This window comes from Microbispora sitophila (assembly GCF_014892245.1).
In the GTDB taxonomy this organism is placed as follows: Bacteria; Actinomycetota; Actinomycetes; order Streptosporangiales; family Streptosporangiaceae; genus Microbispora; species Microbispora siamensis.
Window position 1 is genome coordinate 153,401 of record NZ_JADBGC010000010.1, and the last position, 24,432, is coordinate 177,832.

The 24,432-nt window shown below is 71.4% G+C and carries 20 protein-coding genes; 6 read left to right on the plus strand and 14 right to left on the minus strand.

Annotated elements, in window-relative coordinates:
* Positions 1–60 precede the first annotated feature (60 nt).
* From IL992_RS20005 to IL992_RS20050, 10 genes are all read right to left on the minus strand, one after another.
* Positions 61–1,014: a hypothetical protein gene (locus tag IL992_RS20005; protein ID WP_193204881.1), complete on the minus strand. Its 954-nt coding sequence runs from the start codon at positions 1,012–1,014 to the stop codon at positions 61–63.
* A gap of 106 nt (positions 1,015–1,120) precedes the next feature.
* Positions 1,121–1,525, minus strand: coding sequence for a (deoxy)nucleoside triphosphate pyrophosphohydrolase (locus IL992_RS20010; RefSeq protein ID WP_319018681.1), 405 nt, complete (start codon positions 1,523–1,525; stop codon positions 1,121–1,123).
* The gene (locus IL992_RS20015) at positions 1,522–2,682 is read right to left on the minus strand and encodes a C40 family peptidase (RefSeq protein WP_319018682.1); all 1,161 of its coding nucleotides are present in this window, start codon (positions 2,680–2,682) and stop codon (positions 1,522–1,524) included. Before IL992_RS20015 ends, IL992_RS20010 begins: the two co-directional genes overlap by 4 nt.
* Positions 2,679–3,323, minus strand: a complete 645-nt coding sequence (locus IL992_RS20020) for a hypothetical protein (RefSeq protein WP_193204882.1) — start codon at positions 3,321–3,323, stop codon at positions 2,679–2,681. The genes IL992_RS20015 and IL992_RS20020 overlap by 4 nt, the downstream gene beginning before the upstream one ends.
* Positions 3,323–5,824, minus strand: a complete 2,502-nt coding sequence (locus IL992_RS48420; RefSeq protein WP_319018683.1) for a type IV secretion system protein — start codon at positions 5,822–5,824, stop codon at positions 3,323–3,325. Before IL992_RS48420 ends, IL992_RS20020 begins: the two co-directional genes overlap by 1 nt.
* On the minus strand, positions 5,821–8,298 hold the full coding sequence (locus tag IL992_RS20030) for an ATP-binding protein (protein ID WP_193204883.1): 2,478 nt from the start codon (positions 8,296–8,298) through the stop codon (positions 5,821–5,823). The genes IL992_RS48420 and IL992_RS20030 overlap by 4 nt, the downstream gene beginning before the upstream one ends.
* Before the next feature lie 30 nt (positions 8,299–8,328).
* Complete coding sequence (locus IL992_RS20035) at positions 8,329–10,962, minus strand: TcpE family conjugal transfer membrane protein (RefSeq protein ID WP_193204884.1); 2,634 nt, start codon at positions 10,960–10,962, stop codon at positions 8,329–8,331.
* A 22-nt stretch (positions 10,963–10,984) separates the two neighbouring features.
* Positions 10,985–11,272: a hypothetical protein gene (locus IL992_RS20040; protein WP_139577384.1), complete on the minus strand. Its 288-nt coding sequence runs from the start codon at positions 11,270–11,272 to the stop codon at positions 10,985–10,987.
* Between the two features lie 50 nt (positions 11,273–11,322).
* Positions 11,323–12,333, minus strand: coding sequence for a conjugal transfer protein (locus IL992_RS20045; RefSeq protein WP_193204885.1), 1,011 nt, complete (start codon positions 12,331–12,333; stop codon positions 11,323–11,325).
* Between the two features lie 352 nt (positions 12,334–12,685).
* Positions 12,686–13,156, minus strand: a complete 471-nt coding sequence (locus IL992_RS20050; protein ID WP_193204886.1) for a hypothetical protein — start codon at positions 13,154–13,156, stop codon at positions 12,686–12,688.
* Between the two features lie 833 nt (positions 13,157–13,989).
* On the opposite strand from IL992_RS20050, the gene IL992_RS20060 reads away from it, so the two are divergent.
* Positions 13,990–14,466 carry a GNAT family N-acetyltransferase gene (locus tag IL992_RS20060; RefSeq protein ID WP_319018684.1) on the plus strand — a complete coding sequence of 159 codons (477 nt, stop codon included), beginning with the start codon at positions 13,990–13,992 and terminating at the stop codon, positions 14,464–14,466.
* Positions 14,467–14,472: 6 nt separating this feature from the next.
* On the opposite strand, the gene ychF is transcribed toward IL992_RS20060, so the two are convergent.
* Positions 14,473–15,561 carry a redox-regulated ATPase YchF gene (gene ychF / locus IL992_RS20065; protein WP_193204888.1) on the minus strand — a complete coding sequence of 363 codons (1,089 nt, stop codon included), beginning with the start codon at positions 15,559–15,561 and terminating at the stop codon, positions 14,473–14,475.
* A gap of 108 nt (positions 15,562–15,669) precedes the next feature.
* Between ychF and IL992_RS20070 the strand changes: the two genes are divergently transcribed.
* Together IL992_RS20070 and IL992_RS20075 are read left to right on the plus strand one after the other, a co-directional pair.
* Complete coding sequence (locus IL992_RS20070) at positions 15,670–16,971, plus strand: DNA recombination protein RmuC (RefSeq protein WP_193204889.1); 1,302 nt, start codon at positions 15,670–15,672, stop codon at positions 16,969–16,971.
* A gap of 10 nt (positions 16,972–16,981) precedes the next feature.
* On the plus strand, positions 16,982–17,482 hold the full coding sequence (locus tag IL992_RS20075; protein ID WP_193204890.1) for a DUF6542 domain-containing protein: 501 nt from the start codon (positions 16,982–16,984) through the stop codon (positions 17,480–17,482).
* Positions 17,483–17,506: 24 nt separating this feature from the next.
* Here IL992_RS20075 and IL992_RS20080 read toward each other — a convergent pair whose 3' ends face one another.
* Positions 17,507–18,472 (minus strand): 4-hydroxy-3-methylbut-2-enyl diphosphate reductase, encoded by a 966-nt coding sequence (locus IL992_RS20080; protein WP_193204891.1) that lies wholly within the window; start codon positions 18,470–18,472, stop codon positions 17,507–17,509.
* 128 nt (positions 18,473–18,600) lie between these two features.
* On the opposite strand from IL992_RS20080, the gene IL992_RS20085 reads away from it, so the two are divergent.
* On the plus strand, positions 18,601–19,644 hold the full coding sequence (locus IL992_RS20085) for a hypothetical protein (RefSeq protein ID WP_193204892.1): 1,044 nt from the start codon (positions 18,601–18,603) through the stop codon (positions 19,642–19,644).
* Between the two features lie 126 nt (positions 19,645–19,770).
* On the plus strand, positions 19,771–20,976 hold the full coding sequence (gene xseA / locus IL992_RS20090; RefSeq protein ID WP_193204893.1) for an exodeoxyribonuclease VII large subunit: 1,206 nt from the start codon (positions 19,771–19,773) through the stop codon (positions 20,974–20,976).
* A 26-nt stretch (positions 20,977–21,002) separates the two neighbouring features.
* Here the strand turns inward: xseA and asnB are convergent, their stop codons facing one another.
* Complete coding sequence (gene asnB / locus IL992_RS20095) at positions 21,003–22,844, minus strand: asparagine synthase (glutamine-hydrolyzing) (protein WP_193204894.1); 1,842 nt, start codon at positions 22,842–22,844, stop codon at positions 21,003–21,005.
* 133 nt (positions 22,845–22,977) lie between these two features.
* On the opposite strand from asnB, the gene IL992_RS20100 reads away from it, so the two are divergent.
* Complete coding sequence (locus IL992_RS20100) at positions 22,978–23,235, plus strand: exodeoxyribonuclease VII small subunit (RefSeq protein WP_193204895.1); 258 nt, start codon at positions 22,978–22,980, stop codon at positions 23,233–23,235.
* A 26-nt stretch (positions 23,236–23,261) separates the two neighbouring features.
* Here the strand turns inward: IL992_RS20100 and IL992_RS20105 are convergent, their stop codons facing one another.
* Positions 23,262–24,407, minus strand: a complete 1,146-nt coding sequence (locus IL992_RS20105; RefSeq protein ID WP_193204896.1) for an FAD-dependent oxidoreductase — start codon at positions 24,405–24,407, stop codon at positions 23,262–23,264.
* Positions 24,408–24,432: the final 25 nt, after the last annotated feature.

Consider the following 24,432-nt stretch of genomic DNA (forward strand, 5'->3'; position numbering starts at 1 on the left):
CGCGCCCCGCTGCCCACCCTGGCGGCGCCGCCCGGGCTTCCCGGGCGGCGCCTCTCTGTTTCAGCGCTGGTCCTCGCCGCCCGCCTGGCTCCAGGGGTCGGCCACGCCCTGCTGCGGTGCCTGCGGTACCTGTGGTGCCTGCATCTGGGCGGGGTCGGCCACCGGGTATCCGTACGGCTGGGGCTGGGCGTAGCCGTACGGCACCGGATAGCCGTAGGACTGCTGCGGATAGCCCATGGTGTAAGGCTGCACGGGCACGAAGCCGACCATCGGGGCGTAGCCGGGGGTGGCCGCAGGGTATGCCGCCGCCTCGGGAGCCTGCGTCCGCGCCGCGGCCGGGCCGCCCCGCCGTATGGCGGCGGCGTGCGCCATCCTCCGCAGCCGCCCCTCGAAGACCAGCCAGGCGATCAGCGCGATGCCCACGAGCACCGCCGCGGGGATCGCGAGCCGGTGGGCCAGCGTCGGCTTGTCGTACTCGGGGGACGCGTTGCGGATCTCGATCGGCACCGTCTGGGGATCGGGCTGCTCGAACGACACTCCTGCGCTGGGAGTCTGCTGCGCCACGTCCGGCGACGACTCGGCCGACGCGGTGGGCAGTTGCACCTGCCCGTTGTCCTCCGGACTCGGGCTGGGACTCGTGACAGGGGTGTCGGTCAGCGTCGGGATCGTCTGCGGCGGCGGGTTCTGCTCCGTCGTGGACGCGGGCGGAGCGGTCGTCGTCGTGGCCGGCTTGGGCGCCTTGGTCTTGGTCTGCTTCGGCGTCGGCGTGATGGTGACGGTCTTGGTCACCACGGGCTCGGCGCTGGGGCTCGCGTCCCCCGTGGAGGAGGCCGGCGGCGTCTGCGTGACGGTGACCGTGACGACCGCGCACTGGGGGTCCGTAACGGGGTCGCACGGCTCCACCGGGTCGGCGCTGGCGCCGATCACCGGGCCCACGGCCAGGATCGCCAGCGTGGCGATGGCCACCGACGCGACAGCCGAGGACGCGGCTCTCATGTACGCGCGTCCGATCACCGCTCGCCTCCCGTCGGCCCGGCTTTAAGGTCAGAACCGATTGTAGTTTGGTAAAAGCAGGAGCAAAGCCCGATCTTGCGAACGATTCGGCGACTATCCGCCCGAATTATGTGCCGGAGGAGCCGGGCAGCAGCTTCTCGATCGCGGCGACGACCGGCAGATCCGCCGGAAGCCAGGGCACGTCGTACAACTCGTGCGGCTCCAGCCAGCGCAACGCGAGGTGCTCCAGCGGGCGGGGCACGCCCGCGACGACGGTGGCGAGCCACACGCGCATCAGGTAGCCGTTGGGGAGCGGCCAGTCCCCGCCGACGCGGTGTCCGAGGACGACCCGGACGCCGAGTTCCTCGGCGCACTCGCGCACCAGCGCCGCGCGCTCGTCCTCCCCCGGGTCGACCTTCCCGCCGGGGAACTCCCAGCCGCCGCGCAGCGCCGGGGGTCCGGACCGCTGGGCGGCCAGGAGGCGACCGCCCTCGACGATCGCGGCCCCCACGACGAGCTGAGTGTCCGTCACGTCTGCGCCCGCTTCAGTTGCTCGATGACGGTCTCGTTCTCCAGCGGGCGCGTGAAGCCCACGATGTTCGGCCGGTCGCGGTAGGTCGTGACCTTGATGGGCCCGCACAGGGTGCACCGCGCCTCGATCATCTTGCCGGGCGACACGATCATCCCGACATGCCCCGGACTGTCCTTCGATGTGCCGGGCCCGGCGTTGAAGAAGACGAGGTCACCGGGCTGCTCCTTGCCTTCCTCGATCTTCGCACCGAAGGGCCACTGGCCGAAGGTCGTGCGGGGAATGGTCAGACCCGCGTTGCGGTAGGCCATGTAGATGATCCCCGAGCAGTCGAAGGCGTCCGGGCCTGTGCCGCCCCACCGGTACGGCTTGCCCCGCTGCGCCAGAGCGTACTCGAGGATCTTACGTACGACGTCGTCGGGGGCGCTGTCGACGTAGCCGGAGTCGCAGGCCGGGTCGGCCTCGGGCGGCAGGACGATGTCCCCGGTCGCCGCGTAGCGCTTGGCGATCTCCAGCACCTGGTCGACGTACCAGGTCGCCCGGTTGTAGACGAAGATCGCCCTTCTGAGGTCGTCGGGGGCGCCATTGCGCTTGAGCATCTTGGCCGCGCCGAGGATGGCGTCCGCCGGGTTGTAGACGTCGCCGTAGCCGTCCCCGTCGCCGTCGGAGGCGTAGCCGTTGATGCCCGGCTCGATCTTCATCTTGGCCTGGCCGCCCCAGGTGCTGATGAGGAACTGCATCGGCCCTGCGGCCCCCGCGTAGTTCGTGCCGCTGCGCACCCCCGGCAGCGTCGAGCGGCCGTGGTTCGTCTCCCGCTTGCCGATGGCGGCCAGGACATTCCACTGCACGCCGATCTGCTTGCCGAACTTCTTGTAGAGCTCCAGGTAGTCGCCCGGGATGTCGCCCTGGGCCGTCTGCGACACGTCGGCGGCGCCGGCGGCGGACTCCCCCGTCGCCGCCTCGGCGCAGTTCTCGGCCGCGCCGCCGCCGAAGAGGATCGACGGGCTGGGGGTCATCAGGATGATCGAACCGAACAGCGTGGCCGGGACGATCAGAACGAGGGCCACGGCGATCACCCGCCAGTCCCGCCCCGCCGACGCGAGCCCGCGTACGACGCGCGTCGAGGCGCCGGACGAAGTCATGCGCGGCGGAGCGGTCACGGCGAGCTGTCCCCGTCCTGACCGGCGTCGGCCAGTTGCAGGTCGTACACCCGCCAGTCGGTCCCCGCCTTGATCACGGTCACGGCGAACTGCTCGGGCACGTCCTTCTGGCCGTTCTTGTCCGTCACGTGACGGACCGAGCCGACGACGAACACCACCTGGTCGGCCGTCATGTCGCGGATCGTCGTCACCTTCGCCGACCCCTTGGAGGTCACCTGGTCGGCCTCGTTCTGCTCCACCACCGCGGGGTCGGTGACGGTCCTGGTGAGCTGGCCGGCGAACTCGTCGGTCGCGAACCGCTTCAGCCGGTCGGCCCGCGCCGCCGGCTCCTCGCCCGGAGAGAAGGTGCCGTACGCCTCGGTGAAGCGGCGTGCCAGGTCGGCCGCCGCGCCGATCTCCTCCCTCGACAGCGGCAGGTACGCGTACACGTCGAAGGCGCCGGGAGTCGTGGCCACCGGGCTGGGCTCCCGGACCGCGGCCGTCGCCCGCGGGGTGGCCACGACGGACTGCTCCCTCGTCTGCTCGTCGCCCCCGGAGGAGGAACCCGGGCTCATCGTGAGGTAGACGCCGACGGCGGCGAGCACCACGACGGCCGCCGCGAAGGCGAGGCCCTTCCCCCGATCACTGTTCCGGCTTCTCATCAGTCGCCGGAGTCGCGGTCGGCGGGCTTGGCCCAGAACGGGGTCGGCGCGTCGCTGTCACGGCGCGTGCCCTCTCCCCTGCTCGGCAGCCAGAGCGGGGGCGGCTCGGCCGAACGGGAACGGCTGGACGACGAGCCGCCGGACGAACCGGAGTCACGCGGTGGGGCGGGCCGGGAACGGCCGCCGTCGCCCCGCCGGGACGATCCGCCGAACAAGCCTCCGGACGAACCACCGGACGACCTGTTCGAGGACCTGCCGGAGGAGCCGCCGAACAGGCCACCCGAGCCGCCCGAGCCGCCCGACCCGCTCGACGAGCCGCGCGAACCGCCGAAGAACCCGCCCGAGCTTCCGCCGGACGGCCGCGTGGACGACGGCCGGGAGGCCCAGCCACCACCGGACCTGCCGCCGAACCAGCCGCCACCGGATCCCCCGCTGGAACCACCGCTCGATCCGCCGCTCGGACGGCCGCGGGACGGTGTGGGCTGTGCGGCGGACGGCGCGGGCACGGCGGAGGCGCCGGTGACCCGCTGCGGCGGGGCCGCCGGGCTTCCGCCGGACGACGCCGCGGCGGACGCGGCCTGGGCGGCGGCGGACAAGCCCGGACCGGACGGCTTGGACGCCCGTACGGGCCCGGCGGGCCGCACTCCCGAGAGGTTGAGCGGTGGCGCCGTTCCCGGACGTGAGGCGGTGACCCCGGCCTTGCGGCGACCGGCCCCCTGCGCGTCGGCGTCGAGCGGCGCGGGTTGCGCCCCCGCACGCGCTCCGGCCTGGGCGGGCACGTTGCCCACGCCCTCCTCGCCGCGCACGCGGCCCTGCGCCACCCCCGCCGCGGCGGCCGCCGCCGTGCCCGCGCCGGTCGCCATGGCGGCCGCGCCGATGACCGGCTCGGCCTTGCGCAGGCCCCACCGGGCCGCCCGGGCCGCCGCGACCGGCGGCAGCGCGTTGGCCGCCCGCGAGAGGGTCGGCGCGGTGGCGGCCTCGCCGAGCATCCGGGTGGTGAGCGTGTGCCCGTCCATCGAGGCGAACAAGTGCTGGAACGGCCGCCTGTAGAAGAAGACCGCGATCGTCAGCAGCGCCATGAACAGGATCTGCATGCCCCAGGGCAGGTTGGTCGAGATGATCAGCGCGTAGCCGTACACGAGGATGCCGAGCACCAGGGCGAGCACGGCCTGGCGCAGCAGGGTGCCGACCAGCATCTCCACCCAGCGCATGGCGATGATGCGGCCGGAGCCCGGATGCACGCCGATCAGCAGGAAGATCGGCCCGAGCATCAGCAGCAGCAGGAAGCCGACCTTCAGGACGAGCAGCGACACCGCGACGAGGAAGATGAGCAGACCGGCGACCATCGCCGCGATGAACGCGCCGATGGCGATGCCCAGGCGGCTGGTCCAGTCCTTGCCCTGGAACAGGAAGTACGCCGGGGTGCTCTGCATCGGCTTGGCGATCTCCTCCTCGAACCGCTTCTGGTGCTCGTCGGTGCTCGGGACCTGACCGGCCGCCTGTTCCTTGGCGTCGATCGCCTGGAGGTTCAGGGTCTTCGTGCCCAGGCCCTTCACGAGGCCGGCGTTGGGGTCGGCCGTGCCGAACTCGCCCATCAGCCACGGCTTGCAGACCAGGACCGACCACAGCGCGTCGGCGTTCTGCGCCACGCCGGGCGTGCCCTGGCGGCCGTAACCGCCCGCCGTGGGCGCGCTCGGCACCTCGCCCGGCGCGGTCTCCTCCATCGGCAGGCAGGACGCCCCGCCCGCCCCCGGCAGCCCGGAGAACGCCGAGTTCACGATCTCGCCGGTCTTGTCGGTCACGGTCTTGCCGAGGCTGGTGAAGTCACCCGGGCGGCTGAAGAACCAGATGGCGACCGTGACCGCGAGGACCATCCAGATGACGCCCTCGGTGGTCGTCGTCGCGCGCTTGCGGATCAGGCCGTACCACGCCAGCCAGATCGCGCCGAGGATGACGATCGGCCGCAGGTAGGGCCAGTACATCGCGTTGGCGAGGTTGGTGACGACCTCGTCGGCGACGTCCTTGATGGGCTGCAGCGGGCCCTCGGTGGCCGCCGCCTGGTAGGTGCTGATCGTCAGCCGGTCGACGGCCTTGGCCCACGAGAACACCGTGTTGGCCCACGCGTTGCCGAGCACGGCCGTGACGTCGGAGCACCCGAGGTCGTAGGTGTGCCAGAACTGGCCGGCCATGCCGTACCGCTCGTAGTTGGTCGCCGGCTCCTTCGGCGCCTGAGTGGTGTTCTGGCCGGCGCCGGCCGTCGCCTCTTCGGTCGACGGCGGCTGGACCAGCCCGTCGACGCCGCCGCCCACGATCTCGGGGGCGAGGTTGGGCGACAGGTCACAGGGGCCCACCGCGCTCGCCGTACCGGTCGGGAAGACCAGCGGCAGCGTCACGAACGCCGCGAACGCGACGAACAGCAGCGCCAGGCCCCGGCGAATCCTCCTGCCGCGTCTGGCACCCTCCCTGGTGCGACCCTTCGGACCGTTCCTGCGCACGCTCACGATCGCACCTCCTGCGCGACCCCCGACCGACCGGAGCCCCCGTCAAGAAGATCATGCACGTTCTCGTTGGGTTTGTCGTGTGTCGGATTGGTGTCAAGCCAGCGCAGCAGTTCCTCCGAGATAAGGTCCACCCCGATACGGCCGGCCCGGCCGTCCAGATCCCGGAAGACGCACTCCCCGTTGCCCAGGGAACGCAGCACCGCCTTGTGCTCCTCCGACGGGTCCACGCCGAGGAGCTCCATCACGTGCTCGACCTCCACGCGTTCCGTCGAACGGAACGCGAAGACCGACGACAGACAGTTGGTCACCTGCTCGTTGAGCAGGTCACCGGCGTTCTGCGAGACCAGGACGAGCGCCGTGTTGCGTGAGCGGCCCATCCGGGAGACCTCCGGCACGAGCTTGGCGCCCTCGGGGGTGGACGTGATCGCCCACGCCTCGTCGAGGAAGATCGCCTTCGGTGTGCGCCGGTCGAGCCCGTTCATCAGGCGGCGCGCGAACTGCGACACGAGGTAGAGCAACGCGACCGACAGCCGCTGCTCGTAGGAGTAGTCGTCCCTGACCGTCATCACGTCGGGCAGCGTGAGGCCGCCGAGCGTGAACACGGTCGTCCAGCCCTCGGTGTCGATCTGCTCGCCGCCCGAGGCGTCGAAGCACAGCCGGGCCAGGTGCATCTCCGACATCGACCGCAGCACGGCGCCGAGGTTCTTGGACGCCGGGTCGGTGGACTGCTCCAGGTGGTCCACCACCTTGCCCAGTGAGGGGTCGGGCTCGTTGGAGATCGCGGCGACCGCCTGGATCATGGCGGACTCGCGCTCCTCCGACATCCTCGGCAGCAGCAGCCGCAGGGTCTCGGTCGCCATCGTCTTCTTCGTCGCGATGTCGTCGCCGAACGAGAACGGGTCGAGCAGCCCCGGCGCGGCCGACCCCAGCGGGATGACCCGCGCCTTGCGGCCCCGGTTGCGCAGGAGCCGTACGAGCGACTCGGCGTCGCCCTTGGGGTCGATGACCGCGATCGTGACGCCGCGTAGCGCCATCTGGTAGATCAGCAGCAGCGCGAGCGTCGTCTTGCCGCCGCCCGGCTCACCGGTGATCGCGATGGCCGTCGGGCGGTTGCGCGCCGCCGCGACGAGCGGGTCGAAGTGCACGATGCTGCGCGCCCGTCCCAGGGTCTCCCCGACGTACGGCCCGATCCAGCCGGCGTTCGACTCGTCCACCCGGTCGCCGAGTTCGACGGTCGCGGTGGCCATTCCGCCCGCGATCGTGCGCAGCGGCTGCCGCTGGGCGTACGCGTTGACCCGCAGCCGCTCCCCCGGCAAGGCCTCGCAGAACAGCGAGAACTGGTCGCCGGTGGAGTTGACGACGTCGATGCCGATGTCGCGGTAGTGCTCCACGACCGCCTCGACCCGCTGGATGCACATCTCCTCGGTCGGCGCGCTGACGCTCAGCCGGTGCCAGCCGTACACGAACGGCAGACGCTCCTTGGTGATGCCGTGCTCCAGCATGCGGGCGGCGTCGATCTGCTCGGCCAGCGCGAGCGGCGCCTCGGCGCCCGCCTCGCGGATGTGGCTGTCCATGTCGCGGGCGTGGGCCAGCTTGCGCGCCACGTCCTTGCTCGCCCTGACCGGGGGGATCAGCCGCATCCGGCTGGAGACCTCCACCGGGAACGGCAACTGGTCGGCGAAGTGCAGCCACGGCTCGCCGTCCGGGAACGGCATGAGGTCGGGGAACCGGGCGAACGACAGGTGCGCGGTGTAGGAGTCTCCGGCCGGCTGCACGATCCGCAGCAGCGACCTGCCGTTGTGGATCTGCCCCTCGACCAGCGCCTCGATCTCGCCCTTGCCCCACCTGCGGCGCGGCGTGGCCGAGGCCAGCGGCTCGCCGAGGCCGCCCGCCGCCGCGTGCTGGAACAGCCAGGCGATCTCCGTGGAGGTGGCGTGGCGGGCGTACAGCGCGCTGGACGCCAGGGCCCGGCCGAGCCGCTCGGCGGCCTCGGTCCACCGGGCGATCTCCTTGTCCGGCACGTGGTCGTCCTCGATGCCGAGCGCCTTCTCGCTGCGCTGGTAGAAGCCGAAGAGCTGGGCCAGCACGCCGGTGCCGAGCTGCGCGCCACGCGGCCCGAGCCGTACGCCGAGGTAGACCTCCTTGCTCCAGAAGTCCTTGGCCCAGACGTGGCGGTACATCTCCTCCAGGTACTCCCGCCAGCCCGGGCCCTCGTCCGAGGTCGAGTTGAGCGCCATCGCCCAATCCGCCGCCGGGTAGGCCCGGTGCGCGATCCGCAGGTGCACCTCGGCGTCGGGCATCCTGATCGCGGCCAGCGCGATCGTGATGTTGGTGGCCAGCGCCTCGCGCTCCTCGGGGGTGAGGAACTCGTAGCTCACCGTCGGCAGCCGGAAGTAGGCCCAGGCCGCCGAGTCGGTGAGGAGAACGCGATCGTCGAAGTAACGCACCGCGAGGCGACTGCGCGCCCTGCTCATCGACCTCTCACCAGCTTCCTCGCTCGCCCCTCATCTGGCCACCTCCTGCTTCGCCTGGACAGCCGCCAGGCCGCTCACGATCACACCCGCAAGCGCAACGTACGCCCTGCGGCCGCCCATCCGGAGGTGATTGACGTCGACCGGTCCCGGCCGCCCGGGTGCCAGCTCGTCCTCCCAGGGCACCCGGACGATCGCCCGGCAGCGGCCGCTGGCCACCGCCTCGGCCTGCTCCACGTCGGGGAGGCTGCGGCGGCTCACGCCGTTGATCACCATCACGGCGCGACGCCGCAGGTCGGAGCAGCCGTGCCCGTCGAGCCACTCGTAGGTCATCGCCACCGCCTCGGAGGCGTCCTCGCTCGCGGGGGCGACCAGCACGAGCTGGTCGGCGTACGGCAGGAGCCGGGCCGCCAGCGCGGCCGCGGGGTCGATCACGGTAAGCCGGTAGTGCCGGTCGAGCGCGGCGAGCGTCCTGCGCCAGTCGGCCAGGAACGCGCGTTCCGCCAGGCGCTGCGTCACCCGGTCGTCGGTGTCCGCCCCGACGACCTCCAGTCCCGATTCGCAGCGCGTCGTGTACGCCCGCATGCCGAGGTAGCCGGTCACCTCTTCCGAGCCCTCGATGAGCGAGCTCAGCGTCTCGGGGGACTCGGCGGCGATCCTCGTCGTGAGCGTGTCCTCTCCGGTGTTCGCGTCGAGCGCGAGCACGCGGTCGTCTCGATAACGGGCCAGTGTGTGGCCCAGCATTAACGCCGTGGTCGTCTGCCCGGCGCCGCCCGTGCAGCCGAGCACCATGATCCGCCTGCTCGTGCTGAGCGGGATGCGGGTGCGGGCCTCGTCGACCTCCATGCCGTCCGTACGGCTGCCGCCCACGACGACCTGCGCCAGCCGCCGCCAGCCGCCCGAGGTGTCACGCCCGACGACGGCCTCGACGCGGCGCAGCCGCGGCGGCTCCTCGTGCGCCGGCCTGCCGGGGGTGGCCGTCCCCGGGGTGGGCAGCGACGGCCGGGCGGGACCTGCCGGGCCGACCGCTCGGGGCCCCGCGGGCACGGCCCGGATCGACACTGCCGCCGGACCCGCCGGAGGCGGCGGCACGTCCCCCTTGCCGGTGGCGCTCTCGTACGGCCTGGACCCCGGCGCGTGGGGCGGCCTGATCCAGGTGGCTGTGTCCTCCTGCGTGACCTCCGCGGCTTCCCTGGTCTCCCTGGTCTCGGCGGCCTCTGCGGCCTCGGCGGCCTCTGCGGCCTCGGCGGCCTCTGCGGCCTCGGCGGCCTCTGGGGCCTCCGCGGAAGGGGCCGCTGCCGGAGGTGCCGCTGCGGACGCCACCTCCTCCATCGCGGCCCGCCCGGCCGCCACGCCCTCGTCCGGCTCCGCGTCCCCCGTGGGCGCGGGCACCTCGCCCGATGCGCCGCCCGGCACGCGGGGGCGCACAAGCCGCGGCGGACGGCCCTTGCGATGCTGCTCGAGCGCCTCGTCGTCCCGCTGCGCCGTCGTTTCCCGGCGCGCGGCCTCGGGCCCCCGCGGCGTCGCTGCGGCATCGGCGGGAGGGACCGGGTCAGGGACGCTCAGGTCGTCGGCACCCTCCCCACCGGCCTCGGCGTCTTGTGCACGCTCGTCGCGAGCACGCTCGTCGTGAACGTGCTCCTCGTGCGCGGGCTCTTCCGTCGCCGGCTCGATGAGGGAGGCCACACCGGACGGCCGTACAGCACGGGGTTCGGCCGAGGCGGCGAGCCTGCGCAGGCGGCGCAGCGTCTCGGTGCCGATGGGCGGGACGGCCGGCGCCTCCGCGGCGTCGGCGGGAGCGGCAGGGGGCGCCTGCCGGCCAGAGCCCTGCTCATGCCCCTCATCGCTCTGGTGACTCTCGTGACTCTCGTGGCTGTCGTGACTCTGGTGGAGGTCACGTTCCTCGCCGTGTCCCTCATGCGGCTCGCGTTCGCGATCCGGGCCGGTGACGTGGCCGGTCTGCGGCTCCGCGGGGAGCGCGGGCGGTGCGGGCGGCGTGGACGGTGCGGACGGCTCCGCGAGGTAGAAGACGCGCTCACCGGTGGCGCCGGCCCGGGTGGCGGCACCGCTGCGGGAGAGGGTCACGGGAGGTGTGTCGGTGACCGGTGCGGCGGCGGCCGCCGCGGCGGCCACGGCCGGGCGTACGACACGCGAGGGGTCCACCTGGTGCGCGCCGACTCGCCCGGCGGCGCCCGAGCCCGCCCGTGCGCCGGTCCTGGGGACCTTCGGGACGGGCACCTTGACCGAGACCGCGCGGCGCGCCTTGCGGGCCGCCTTGGCGTGCGCCGCCGCGGCGGGCGGCGTGGTCCGCCAGACACGCGCCGTGAAGGCGACCTCGTCCGGCTCGTCGAACGGGGCCATGCGGCACCAGGTGCGGGGCTCGCTCATGTAGCGGAGCTGCGACTGGAGCAGCTCGGTGAGGCGCTTGCTCTCGATGACGGGACGGGTGGAGAGCCAGGTGAGCACACCTGGAGGAACGAGGTAGATGACGTGCCAGGGGGCCGCGAACGGCAGTCCGATCAGGTAGAGGAAGACCCACCACGGCACGGAGACACCCACGAACACACCGATCCAGACGACCGGAAGCGGCATCGGCAGCCGTAGGTCGTACAGCTTGTACAGCCGCTTCTCAATACGCCAGATATTGGTATATGTGGGCAGATCCACCCCGAACCTCCTCTCCGCCCGATCACTTGATGCCAAGCGCGCCCGCGATCGCCTTCGCCGTCACCTCGATGATGTTGGGAACGTAGAAGATCACGCCGATCGCGATCGCCAGGATGATGAACTGGACGAACCTGGTGATCTCGCGGGTGAAGAGAAAGAAAATCGCCACGACGGAGACGACCGCGAGGAAGAGCGGAGCGAAGAACTTCCGGAGGAAGTCGGCGAGACCTTCGGTGTTGATGCCCGTCGTCGGCGCCGGTGACGGCGCTGCCAGATCAAGGACGTGGTCCGCGATGGTCTTCAGTATCAACTCTCGCCCTCCCGGGGGTATGGATCAGCGATGTCTTTGCTGGGCATGCGCTACCCCACGGACCGGTTCGCACCCTGGATGTCCCTGACGAACCACTTGCCGCCCTGCTTTTCGATCGTCAACTGATAGGCCTGCTCGAGACCGGCCGGCTGCGCCGCCGGATCCTGCGACGGGCTCGCCACCGCCGCCGACTGTCCGGACGCCACCGCCCACACGACCACCGCCGTGACCTTCCTGCTGTCGGCGCCGCCCGGCGGGACCACCACGTCCTTCAACTCGGCGAGGGTGAACTCGCCGTTGAACCCGTTGACGGTCACCCCGCTCGCGACGTACCGCTGGAGGTCGACCTGGTTGCCCGCGGCGTACGCCTTGAAGAAGCCTTCGAGCTGGGGACGCAGTTCGGCCTCGGTGGCGGAGTCGCGGTCGGGGTCCGGAAGCTGCGGCAGGCCCGCCGGCCCCGGCGCGGGCAGCAGAGCCGGCTGGGCCGAGACCACGAACCTGCTGTTGTCGTAGTAGACGGGCACGGACAGCAGACCCCGGCTGCCCCCCGACTGGTACGTCACGGTCACCCGGGCGTTGTGGTCGTCGACCACGTCGATCCCGGCGAACTGGAAGGCTCCCGCCGACATGCGTCCGTAGCCGTTCCAGCCGAACTGCTCGTCGGCGCCTTCCGGCAGGAACGACTTCAGCCGTTCCGCGCGCTGCTGGGGGTTGGCCGCGTCGTAGTTGAGGTAGACCGCCGCGAACTGGTTGGCGAAGGCCGCGGCCTCCGTCACCGGGAAGCCGGACGTGGCCGTGCCGGTGGGGGTCACACCGGCCGGGTCGTCCTGCGTCAGCCGCTCGAACGGAGCGCGGACGCCGTTGACCACGACGACGACGATCAGTGCCCAGAGGATGACCCGGCCGGTCCAGACGAGCCAGCGGCCTCCACCGCCACTCCAGCCTCTGCGGCGGGGGGCCGTGCCGTGCGCGGCACTCGCCGCCTCGAAGCCTTCCAGTGGGTACGGGTCAGGGTCGCCAGCGATCCGAGGATCCTGCTGGACGTCTGACCTGCGAGCCATCACGCCTCCGCTCGCGCCGATCCCTCCGGCTGGCGCGGTTTCCTCTTGCTCTCGATCCGGTTAACCGCATTGAAGTATTCACCCTAGCGGTCTCGCCAATTCTTCCAGGTAAGCCACGCCCATGGTGCAAGCATCGCCGCGACCGAGCAAACCGGGTCTACATCCCGTAGAGACGCCCCACAGCTATCCACTCCGCGGAAAAGCACGTTACGCCTGGCCAGCGGGGGCATCGATTACCTAACCGCCACCTATTGCTGTCTTCGCAGCTCGCAGGCATAACGAAACCGACCGTACGCGCCACGACGGCCCCGCGCGGGGCGGGGCCGTCGTGTCTCGAACTACGCCTGCGCCCTCACTGGCACGCCTCGGAGGAGGACGAGGAGGACGACTCACTGGACGTCGGCGGGACGCTCTCCGGACCCGAGATCGCGGGCGGGACGTTCTCCGGAGCACTGCCCAGAGCGCTACCCGGAGCGCTCTCCGGCAGCGAGGAGCTCTGTGACTGGCCCGCAGACGACTGCGACTGCGATCGCGCCTGCTCCGACAACCGCTGCTGCGCACGCTGGGACATCTGCTCGATGCGCTGCTGCGCGCTCGCCGCCTCCTGCATGACCTGCTGTCTGGCGCTGCTCGCCTCGTTCCTGATGCTCTGGCGGGCCTCCTCCGCCATCTGCTCCATCGACGCGCCCATGCCCGGGAACGCCTCGCTCCGCAGGCTCGAACCGCTGTACTGGCTGGAACCGCTGTATCGGCCGGCAGACCACTGCGCCGGGAACGCCGCGACCGTGATCCTCGGCACGCCGATCGGCACCGTCCCGGCCACGGGTACGGCCTCGGTCGCCAGCAGCGGCTCGCTTATGGTCGTGGTGTACGACGTCGCCCGCCTGCGGCGCCCACGCCGCTCCCGGGGCGCCGGTGGCCGCGGAGGCGGTGTCGCCGAGAAGCGCGATTCCGCCGGCCGTGAGCGTCGAGGCGAAAATCGCCGCGAGAGCCGGCTGTCTGGATTTCCGCTGCATGGTCGCCCCCTTGGGCCCGATCGGGCCTCGCCAGGTCGGGCCACCTCGGCTTTTCCCGGTGCCCGAATTCGGCCGGCATCCCCTTCCGCCGTGCCGGATTACGACAGCGAAGAGATTTGTCACGAAAAGGGATTCAAACGGCGACTACGCACCAAACGGCCTCGTCTCGAGGCTTCAAGGAGCATCACGAATGCGTCTAGGGCAGTCGGCCCAAGCGTTTCCGCTGGCCATGGAGGATCTGCCGGAGGGAGGGCCGCAGCGGGTGATGCCGCTCACCGCCATGACCGCCGCTTTGCCCGACCCGGCCGTTTCAGGGCCGTTGGAGATCGTAGGCGACGTCCGACACGCAGACCGTCCGGACTCGCGCACGGCCGGCGACTCGATGTGCAGCGGCGGCACGCCGAGCTCGTCGGGATGGGGCAGGTCCAGCTCTCTGCGGTGGCGCCGGACGTGGTCGACCAGAACGTTGCGGGCGATGACGAGCAGCCACGCGGCCGGGTTCCCGCCGCGCGAGCCCCCCGCGTTCTTGTGTCTGTCACAACAGACCAGACGCGGCCGGGGCAGGGATGGTCACCCACCTCTTCCCGGGATGCTCGAAAATGTCGTGCAGTCCGCCGGGCAGAGCAGGAAGGTTGCAGAGGTGGCCATACCGCAGCAAGAGCACCTGGTACGGCAGGCGACGACGTCCGACGCCGCTGTCGTCGCCGAGTTGCTGGACGCTTTCAACCGCGAGTTCGACGCGCCGTCACCGGGAACGGAGGTGCTCACGGCACGCCTGCGCGGGCTGATCGCCGGGGACCACCTCGTCGCCCTTCTCACCGGCGAACCGGCCGTCGGCGTCGCGGTTCTGTCCTTCCGGCCCAACGTGTGGCAGGAGGGTCCGGCCGCGATCCTGGACGAGCTGTATGTGCGGCCCGACATGCGCGGACAGCGGTTCGGGCACGCCCTCCTCGAAGAGGCGTGCCGCCTCGCAGGGGAACGCGGCGCGGAGGCCCTCGAGATCAACGTCGACGGTGAGGACACCGACACCCGCCGCTTCTACGAGGCGCACGGCTTCGCCAACAGCGAGCCCGGGGCGACCGAGCCGATGTTCTACTACTACCGCGACCTCGTCTGAGAACGTTCAGACGTTGAAACGGAACTCCACGACGTCACCGTCGCGCATCACGTAGTCCTTGCCCTCGATGCGGGCCTTGCCCGCCGCCCTGGCGGCGGTCATCGAGCCCGCCTCCACCAGGTCGTCGAACGAGATGACCTCGGCCTTGATGAAACCGCGCTGGAAGTCGGTGTGGATGACCCCGGCGGCCTCGGGAGCGGTCGCGCCCTTGCGGATCGTCCAGGCCCGGGCCTCCTTGGGCCCGGCCGTCAGGTACGTCTGCAGGCCCAGCGTCTCGAAGCCGACCCGGGCGAGCTGGGAGAGGCCCGACTCCTCCTGGCCGACCGACTGCAGCAGCTCCAGCGCCTCGTCGTCGGGCAGCTCGACCAGTTCGGACTCGATCTTGGCGTCGAGGAACACGGCCTCCGCCGGCGCCACGATCGCCGAGAGCTTGGCCCGCAGGTCGGCGTCGGTCAGCTCGTCGGCGTCGAGGTTGAAGACGTAAAGGAACGGCTTGGCCGTGAGGAGGTGGAGCTCACGCAGGTCGGCGAGGTCGATCCCGGCCGCCTTGCCCCCGGCGTACAGGGTCGTGCCGGTGTCGAGCAGCTTCGCCGCGGCCTCGGCGGCCTCCAGGAGGACCTTGCGGTCCTTGTTGTTGCGCGCCTCCTTCTGCAGGCGGGGCAGCGCCTTCTCGATCGTCTGCAGGTCGGCGAGGATCAGCTCGGTGTTGATCGTCTCGATGTCGCGCTCCGGCGCCACCTCACCGTCCACGTGGGTGACGTCGGGGTCGGAGAAGACCCGGATGACCTGGCAGATCGCGTCGGTCTCGCGGATGTTGGCGAGGAACTGGTTGCCTCTGCCCTGGCCCTCAGACGCACCCTTCACCAGGCCCGCGATGTCGACGAACTCGACCTTGGCCGGGAGGATGCGCGCGGAGCCGAAGATCTCCGCCAGCTTGTCCAGACGGGAGTCCGGCACGCCGACGATGCCCACGTTGGGCTCGATCGTGGCGAACGGGTAGTTGGCCGCCAGGGCGTTCCCGCTCTTGGTCAGGGCGTTGAAAAGCGTGGACTTGCCGACGTTGGGCAGGCCGACGATGCCGATGCTCAGGCTCACGTACCACGAGTTTAGGGGCCTCGGGGGGTGCGCCGGACATCGGCGGCTCGGCCCGCTCCCAGGCGCGCCTCCCTGTTTGGCACGCCAATGCCTGAAATCATCCAGACCGTGGATGTCGTGGCTCTCGCACTGGGACTGGTGATCGGCGCGGTGGTCGGCGCGGCGCTCGCCGGGATGCGGACCGCCGGCCGTACCGCTCAGGCGGCCGCCAGGGTGGCCGAGGCCGAGGCGCGGACGCGGGCGGCCGAGGACAAGGTGGCCTACATGGAGAACCAGCTCACCGAGCGGTTCCAGGCCATCTCCGCACACGCCCTCGACGTGGCCAACCTGCGCTTCCTCGAACTCGCCGAGAACCGGCTGAACACCACGAGGGCCGAGGCGGCCGGGGACCTCGACCAGCGCAGGCAGGCGGTCGAGAACCTGGTCGCGCCGCTGCGGGAGACGCTCGCCAAGGTGGAGAGCCAGCTCAGGGAGAGCGAGTCGGGCGCCCGCGCCGCCCGCGCCGAGCTGAGCAAGCAGATGGACTTCGTACGGGAGAGCTCCGATCGGCTCAAGGCCCAGACGGACGCGCTGGTGCGGGCACTCCAGCGGCCGGAGGCCCGGGGACGCTGGGGAGAGCTGCAGCTGCGCCGGGTGGCGGAGATCGCCGGGATGGCCCGCTTCTGCGACTTCGACGAGCAGGTGAGCGCCGTCACCCGCGACGGCGTGGTCCGGCCCGACATGGTCGTACGGCTCAGCGGCGGCAAGAACGTCATCGTGGACGCGAAGGTCTCGCTCGCGGCCTACCTGGAGGCGGCCGAGACCGCCGATCCCGAGTTCGCCTCGGCCCGGCTGGACGCCCACGCGCGGCACGTGCGCGAGCACGTGGACCGGTTAGCCGCCAAGTCCTACTGGCAGGCGTTCAATCCGTCGCCCGAGTTCGTGGTCCTGTTCATCCCCGGCGAGGCGTTCCTCGCGCCCGCGCTGGAGCGCGACCCCGGGCTGCTGGAGTACGCGATGCGCAGGCGCGTCCACATCGCCACTCCCACGACGCTCGTCACGATGCTCCGCACCGCGCAGTACGCCTGGCAGCAGACCGCGGTCAGCGAGAACGCCAAGGCCGTCTTCGATCTCGGCAAGGAACTGTACGAGCGGCTCGGCGGCCTCGGACGGCACGTGGACGGCCTGGGCAAGGCGCTCACGCGAGCGGTCACCGCGTACAACCAGACGGTCGGCTCGCTGGAGAGCCGGGTGCTGGTCAGCGCGCGGAGAATGAACGACCTCGGTCTCGTGGACTACTCGCTCGACGCCCCGTCGGCGGTCGAGGAGGTCCCCAGGCCGGTCGCCATCCCCGAACTCGAAGGTGAAGAGCGGGTAAGCCCCCCTCCCCCGCTTCGTCAGAACGGTAAATTGACGCGAGACTTGTCGTAAGGGGGGCCCGATGACAGGCACCGGTCGAGCGGGGCTGCGGCTGACCGCTCGGGGGGCGATCGTCATGCTCTTCGTGATCACTCTGGTGGGCATGCCGTTCCTGCCCGGGCCCGCGTTCGTGGCCGGTTGCCTCACGGCGGCCCTGCTGGTGCGTCCCCGGGACCTACTGCCGCTGGTGGTGACGCCTCCGCTGGTCTTCTTCGTCGCGGCGCTGCTGGTGGAAGTCGTGCGGGCGCTCAGGTCCGCTTCGATGCTCCAGACGTTCGGGCTCGGCATGTTCACCGCGCTGTCGTCCGGCGCGCCGTGGCTGTTCCTCGGGTCCGCGCTGGCGCTGGGGATCGCGTGGGTGCGCGGCCTGCCCGCCAACCTGAGGGAGTTGCGCGGCGCGCCGGCGCCCACACCGGCGCCGGCCTCCCACTCCCGTTCGCGCCGTGGCCGCGCCCGCACGTTCGACCCGGAGCCTGAGGGCTACTTCGAGCCCCGCGTGTACGGCAGGGCCGCCGACGAGTGACCCCGGGTCGCGGCCAGGCCGCGCCTAGACCGCGCGGAGGTCCTTGCGGAGCTCGTGGGGCAGGGCGAACCGCATGCTCTCCTGCACCGACTCGACCTCCTCGACCTCGGTGAAGCCGTGGTCGGCCAGCTTGGCGAGCACTCCCCGCACCAGTTCCTCCGGAACGGAGGCGCCGCTGGTCAGGCCGACCGTGCGCACGCCCTCAAGCCACTCGTCCCGTACGAACGAGGCGTCGTCGACGAGGTAGGACGCGGCGGCGCCGTAGTCCTTGGCGACCTCGACCAGCCGCTTGGAGTTCGAGGAGTTGGCGGAGCCGACGACGATCACCAGGTCCGACTCGGCGGCGATCTGCTTGACGGCCGTCTGCCTGTTGGAGGTGGCGTAGCAGATGTCGTCGCTCGGCGGGTCGATGAGGTTCGGGAACCGCGACCGCAGCCGGGAGACCGTCTCGGTGGTCTCGTCCACCGACAGGGTCGTCTGGGAGAGCCAGACGACCTTCTCCGGGTCCCGTACGGACACGCCGTCGACGCCGTCGAGCCCATCCACGAGCTGGATGTGCTCGGGCGCCTCACCGGCGGTGCCCTCGACCTCCTCGTGCCCCTCGTGCCCGATGAGCAGGATGTCGTAGTCCTTGGCCGCGAACCTCTTGGCCTCGTTGTGCACCTTGGTCACCAGCGGGCACGTCGCGTCGATCGTACGGAGACTGCGGCTCGCGGCCTCCTCGTGCACGGCGGGCGAGACACCGTGAGCGGAGAAGACGACGATGGCGCCCTCGGGGACCTCCTCGGTCTCCTCCACGAAGACGGCGCCGCGCTCCTCCAGCGTCTTCACGACGTGGGTGTTGTGCACGATCTGCTTGCGCACGTAGATGGGCGCGCCATACTGCTCCAGCGCCCGCTCGACCGCCTGCACCGCACGGTCGACACCCGCGCAGTAGCCGCGGGGCTTGGCGACCAGGACACGGCGGGTCGCTGAGGTCTGCACGTCCATGTTCCTATGCTATGTGGAACGCGAGCCGCCTCTTGACCCTGGTCTTGCAAGACTGGGGGTACCAGATACGCATCTCCCCGGGAGCCAATATGTCCGTCCTTAAGGCAATAACGAAACCTCTACGTGATTTGCCGGTCTTCGTACTTCAGACCGCTCTGAACGGGGTCGGACAGGCGTTGCTGGTCGGCGACAAGATCAAGACCACCATCAAGGAGCGCTTCGCCGGTGGCGAGGCACAGGACGGCGAACGCCCCGAGACCGCCGAGGCACCGCGGCCCGAGCAGGCCGCCGGGGAGCGCCCCGCGCGCCGGGAGCCCGTCATCTTCGCCCCCCGCCCGAGCAAGGCCGAGCAGGCCGAGGCGGTGACCACCGAGCCTGTGAAGACCGAGGCTGTGAAGACCGAGGCCCCGGCCACGGAGACGCCGGCCGCGGAAGCGCCGGCCACGGAAGCGCCGGCGGCGGAGACGGCCCCGGCCGAGCCCGTGAAGGCCGTGGAGGCCGTGGAGGCCGTGGAGGCCGTGGAGGCCGTGAGCGAGCCGAAGCCCGAGGCCGCGCCTGCCGCCGAGGCCGAGAAGCTCGACCTGCCGGCCGTGCCCGTCGAGGTTGAGCCCCCGGCCGTCGCCGAGGTGGCGGACCGGACCGCCGCGCCCAAGAAGCCGCGCACCCGCCGCAAGGCCACCACCGAGGCCACCGAGACCACCCAGGCCACCGAAACCACCGGGGCCGCGACCACGGAAGAGGCCGCACCCGCCGAGGCCAAGAAGCCGCGCACCCGCCGCAAGGCCGCCGCCGAAACCACCGAGGCCGCGACCGAAACCGCCGATAGCACGACCACCGCGGCGCCGAAGGCCACCAGGACCCGCAGGAAGACCGCCGCCAAGCAGGCGCCGGAGAGCCCTGCCGAGGCGCCGGCGGAGCAGCCCAGCACGGAGGCGGCCGAGCCGGGTCAGCAGCCCGTGGAGCAGCCGGCGGCGGAGGCGACGACCGCCGAGACGGCGGAGCCCATGCCGGGCTACGCGAACCTCTCCGTGGCGTCGCTGCGGGCGCGGATGCGCGGCAAGTCGGCCGAGCAGGTGCACGCGCTGCTGGACTACGAGCAGGCGCACCTGAACCGCCCCGAAGTGGTCCGGATGTTCCAGAACCGGCTGTCCAAGCTCCAGTCCGAGGCCTGATCCCGAGCCGCGCCCGCCCGGCCGTACGCCGGGCGGGTGACGGCGCGTCCTCCGCCCGGTCGCCTGTGGATTGTCGGACGGTGCGGCTAGCCTTCAGGTGCGAGCCGGGCCAGGCGAGGAGGGCATTTGAGCGCGAAGACGTCCCCTGAGGCGCCGCTGCCGATCAGGTCGGTGCTGCAGATGGTCGCCCAGTGGATCGGCAAGCTGGGCACCGTCTGGGTCGAAGGGCAGATCACCGAGCTGACCGCCAGGGGCGGCACCGTCTTCCTGACGCTCCGCGATCCCGTGGCCAACGTCTCCGCGCGGATCACCTGCGCGCGGGCGGTCTACGAGGCGAGCGTGCCGCGTCCCGTCGACGGCGCGCGCGTCGTGATGCACGTCAAGCCGGACTTCTGGGTCAACAAGGGCTCGTTCGCGTTCACTGCCCTGGAGATCCGGCCGGTCGGCATCGGCGAACTGCTGGCCCGGCTCGAACGGCTCCGCCAGGTCCTCGCGGGCGAGGGCCTGTTCAACGTCGACAGGAAGAGGCGGCTGCCGTTCCTGCCGGGCACGGTCGGGCTCATCTGCGGGCGTGATTCGGCGGCGGAGCGTGACGTGCTGGAGAACTCCCGCCGCCGCTGGCCCGCCGTCCGGTTCAAGGTGGAGCAGGTCGCCGTCCAGGGATCGTACGCCGTGGGCGAGGTGACCGAGGCGCTGCGCAAGCTCGACGCCGACCGAGAGGTCGACGTGATCATCATCGCCAGGGGCGGCGGCTCCCTCGAAGACCTGCTGCCGTTCTCCGACGAGTCGCTGGTGCGGGCCGTCGCGGCCTGCCGTACGCCGGTGGTGAGCGCGATCGGCCACGAGCAGGACAGTCCGCTGCTCGACCTCGTGGCCGACGTGCGCGCCTCGACTCCGACGGACGCGGCCAAGAAGGTCGTGCCCGACGTGGGCGAGCAGCTCACGCTCGTCCACCAGCTCAGGGACCGGGGCCGCCGGGTGCTGCGGGGCTGGGTCGAGCGCGAGATGTCCTGGCTCGAGTCCGTACGCTCCCGGCCGTCCCTGGCCGATCCCGTCCGGGAGCTCGACCGGCGGGCCGAGCAGGTCGACGCGCTGCGCGAGCGGTCCAGGCGCTGCCTTTCGGCGTCCCTGGACCGCTCGGCCGACTCGCTGGAACATCTCCGGGCCCGACTCGTGGCCCTGTCCCCCGCCGCCACGCTGGAGCGCGGCTACGCCATCGCGCAGCGTCCTTCCGGAGAGGTCGTCCGCCTGGCGGCGGACGTCAAGCCGGGCGACGAGCTCACGATCCGCTTCTCCGACGACCGTGTGACGGTGACCGCCCAGGACGCGTGACCCGGGCGCACCGGGTCGCGGCGAGGTCAGATCGCGAGGCGCACGTCGTAGGCGCCGAGCCAGGCGTTCATCTGCAGGATGCCCTCCAGCGACGTCCGGGCGCCCTGCAGGCTGACCGCGGCCATGGGCTGGTCGAGCATCGTACGCACCTTGCCCGCGTCCACCAGGCAGCCGATGGCCGGGGCTCCGTCGAGCACGCGGGTCACCTCGGCGCGCAGCGCACGCTCGTACGCCGGGTCCTGCGTCGAGGGGTACGGCACCTTGCGGCGCTCGACCACCGACCGGGGCAGCACGTCGGCCGTCGCCGCGCGCAGCAGGCTCTTCTCGTGCCCGTCGAAGGTCTTCATGGCCCAGGGGGCGTTGAAGACGTACTCGACCAGGCGGTGGTCGCAGAACGGCACCCGGACCTCCAGGCCGACGGCCATGCTCATGCGGTCCTTGCGGTCGAGCAGGATCTGCACGAACCGGGTCAGGTGCAGGTAGCTGATCTCCCGCATCCGCTTCTGCAGCCCCGTCTCCCCCGGCACGCGAGGCACCTCGGCCAGCGCCCGCTGGTAGCTGTCCGCACGGTAGGCGGGGATGTCGAGCTTGCGCAGCAGTTCCTCGTTCAGGAACTCGCCCCGGCTGGACAGGCCCGTCTGGGTGTGGGTGGCGAGCCACGGGAAGGTGCCGGAGTTGACCGCTTCAGGGTCGTGGAACCACCGGTAGCCGCCGAACACCTCGTCGGCGGACTCCCCCGACAGCGCCACCGTCGAGTGCCCCCTGATCGCCTTGAAGAGCAGGTAGAGCGAGGTGTCCATGTCGCCGATGCCGAGCGGGAGGTCCCGCGCCCGCAGGACGGCCGCGCGTACGGCGGGGTCCATGAGGTCGGCGGAGTCCAGCACGATGTCCGTGTGGTCCGAGCCGACGTGCCGCACGACGTCGTGGACGTAGGGCGTGTCCGGGGTATCGCGCATGTCGTCGGCCTGGAAGTTCTCGCTGTAGCCGGCGAAATCGACGGAGAACGACCGCACCCCGCCCTGGCCGGCGAGCGCGCGGGCCGCCAGCGCGGTGACCGCGCTGGAGTCGAGACCGCCGGACAGCAGCGTGCACAACGGCACGTCGGAGATGAGCTGCCGCTCGACGATGTCGTCGAGCAGCTCCCGCACGGTCCTGATGGTGGTCCGCAGGTCGTCGGTGTGCTCGCGGGCCTCCAGCTGCCAGTAGCGGCGCTTGCTCAGACCCTCGCGCCGCACCTTCACCACCTGGCCGGGGCGCACCTCGTACATCCCCCGGAAGACGGCGCTCTCCGGCGTCTTGACGAAGGCCAGGATCTCGCGCAGGCCGTCGGCGTCGATCACCCGCTCGGCGAGCGGGTTGGCCAGGATGGCCTTGGGCTCGGAGCCGAAAAGCACCCCGTCAGGTGTCGGGTAGTAGTACAGAGGCTTGATCCCCATACGGTCGCGCACGAGCAGCAGTTCCTCGCGGCGGGCGTCCCAGATGGCGAAGGCGTACATGCCGTTGAGGCGGGAGACGAAGTCCTCACCCCATTCGAGGTACGCCTCCAGGACGACCTCGGTGTCGCTCTGGGTCCGGAACCGGTGGCCGCGCTGGGTGAGCTCGGCACGTAGCTCCCTGAAGTTGTAGACCTCGCCGCTGTAGGTGAGCGCGGCCACGACCTCGCCGCCGGCGTCGGCGGTCATGGGCTGGCGCCCGCCCTCGATGTCGATGATGGCCAGCCGCCGGTGGCCGAACGCGGCGTGCGGCGCGAGCCACATCCCCTCGGCGTCGGGCCCCCGGCACGCCATCGTGTCCGTCATGGCCTGCACGGTCTCCCGCTCGCGACGAAGGTCGCGTCCATAGTCCACCCAGCCGCTGATTCCACACATAGGATGACCCCCCGATCATCGCCCCCGAAGATGGTTAGTACATCTAAGTAACGGACAAACCATCCGATTTATGCCCAAACCGGGCACGGCTAAGAGGCCGCGGAGTGTCGGTCCCGGCCTCTAAGGTGGGGACGTGGCTGAGGACAAGCAGACCCCGTCGGACAAGCAGACCCCGTCGTACGAGCAGGCCCGCGAGGAGCTGACCGAGGTGGTGCGCCGTCTGGAGACCGGCGGGCTCACGCTGGAGCAGTCGATAGAGCTGTGGGAGCGGGGAGAGCGGCTGGCCGCGATCTGCGAGGAGTGGCTCCAGGGCGCCCGCGCGAAGCTGGCCGCCGCGATGGCCCAGCGCCAGGAGCCCCAGCCGAACGGCACCGAGGAGGCCCCCTTCTGACACCGGGCCACTCCGGACTTGCTCGTCTAAACCTGCCAGAGGGCGGCGAGCTGCCGGGTGGCCAGCCGGGACGGTACGGCGCGCAGCAGCATGTCGCGTAGCCAGGCGGCGATGCCGGTCTGGGAGGTCAGCCTCGACTGCCGGGCCGCCGCCAGCATCATGCGGTTGGCGCCGGGCCTGCGCTCGGCGTCGTAGCGCAGGAGCCGCTGGGCGACATCCGCCGGCTCCGCGTCGGCCAGGTGGCGGGTCAGCGCGGCGGCGTCTTCGAATGCCTGGCTGGCGCCCTGGCCGAGGTCGGGTGACATGGCGTGCGCGGCGTCGCCGAGGAGCGCGATCCTGCCGGTCGCGAACGAGGGCAGGGGTTCGGCCAGGCGGGCGATCGGGTCGACGTAGATGTCGTCGGGCGAGGTGGCCTCGATCAGTGCCGTGACCAGGGGGTGCCAGTCGGCCATCAAGGACAGCATCTGCCGGCGTGCCTCGTCCGTGCCTGGCGGCGGGCCGTGCAGGACGGAGTCGGTGAACCAGTACAGGCGGTCCTCCCCGACCGGGAACAGGCCGAACATCGCCCCGCTGCGGCGGTCGACCAACTGGCTGGTGAGCAGGTCCGGTGCCATGCCGGGAGGGCGGGGCAGCATGCCGCGCAGGTCCATCCGGCCGGTTCGCCGCAGCCCGGGGTGACCGGGGAAGAGCTGTGCGCGCAGCGTGCTGCCGATGCCGTCGGCCGCGATCACGGCGTCCGCTCTCGCGACGGGCTCGCCTTCGCTGATCACGGTGACCCCGGTGGAATCGGGCTGCAGACGCTCGATCGGGGTCGTGGTCCGCACCAGGCCGGGAGGCAGCGGGGCGCGCAGCGCCCGGTGCAGTTCCGCTCGGTCGATCATGGCGGGGGTCAGGACCACCTGCTGGGCCTGGGCCAGGTCGGTGACCAGCAGCGGCCGTCCGCGCCAGTCCCGCAATCCCCCGCGGGTCGTGTGCACGACGTGCTCGCGGACCTCTTCACCCAGCCCCAGCGCGTCCAGCGCGCGCAGCCCGTTGGGCATGACCACGATCCCGGTGCCCGCTTCCCGCAGCTCGGCGGCCCGTTCGACGAGTGTCACCTCGTGGCCCGCGCGATGCAGTCCCACCGCGGCCGCCACTCCTCCGAGCCCGGCGCCGACCACCACGATCCTCATGAGACCTCCCGCTCATTCACTACGA

Bases quoted from the DNA above. Each gene is read 5' to 3' on its own strand.
- IL992_RS20080 (WP_193204891.1), bottom strand. From the start codon at position 18,472: ATGGACGTGCAGACCTCAGCGACCCGCCGTGTCCTGGTCGCCAAGCCC.
- IL992_RS20105 (WP_193204896.1), bottom strand. From the start codon at position 24,407: ATGAGGATCGTGGTGGTCGGCGCCGGGCTCGGAGGAGTGGCGGCCGCG.
- IL992_RS20075 (WP_193204890.1), top strand. From the start codon at position 16,982: ATGACAGGCACCGGTCGAGCGGGGCTGCGGCTGACCGCTCGGGGGGCG.
- IL992_RS20045 (WP_193204885.1), bottom strand. From the start codon at position 12,333: ATGGCTCGCAGGTCAGACGTCCAGCAGGATCCTCGGATCGCTGGCGAC.
- IL992_RS20020 (WP_193204882.1), bottom strand. From the start codon at position 3,323: ATGAGAAGCCGGAACAGTGATCGGGGGAAGGGCCTCGCCTTCGCGGCG.
- IL992_RS20030 (WP_193204883.1), bottom strand. From the start codon at position 8,298: ATGAGCAGGGCGCGCAGTCGCCTCGCGGTGCGTTACTTCGACGATCGC.
- asnB (WP_193204894.1), bottom strand. From the start codon at position 22,844: ATGTGTGGAATCAGCGGCTGGGTGGACTATGGACGCGACCTTCGTCGC.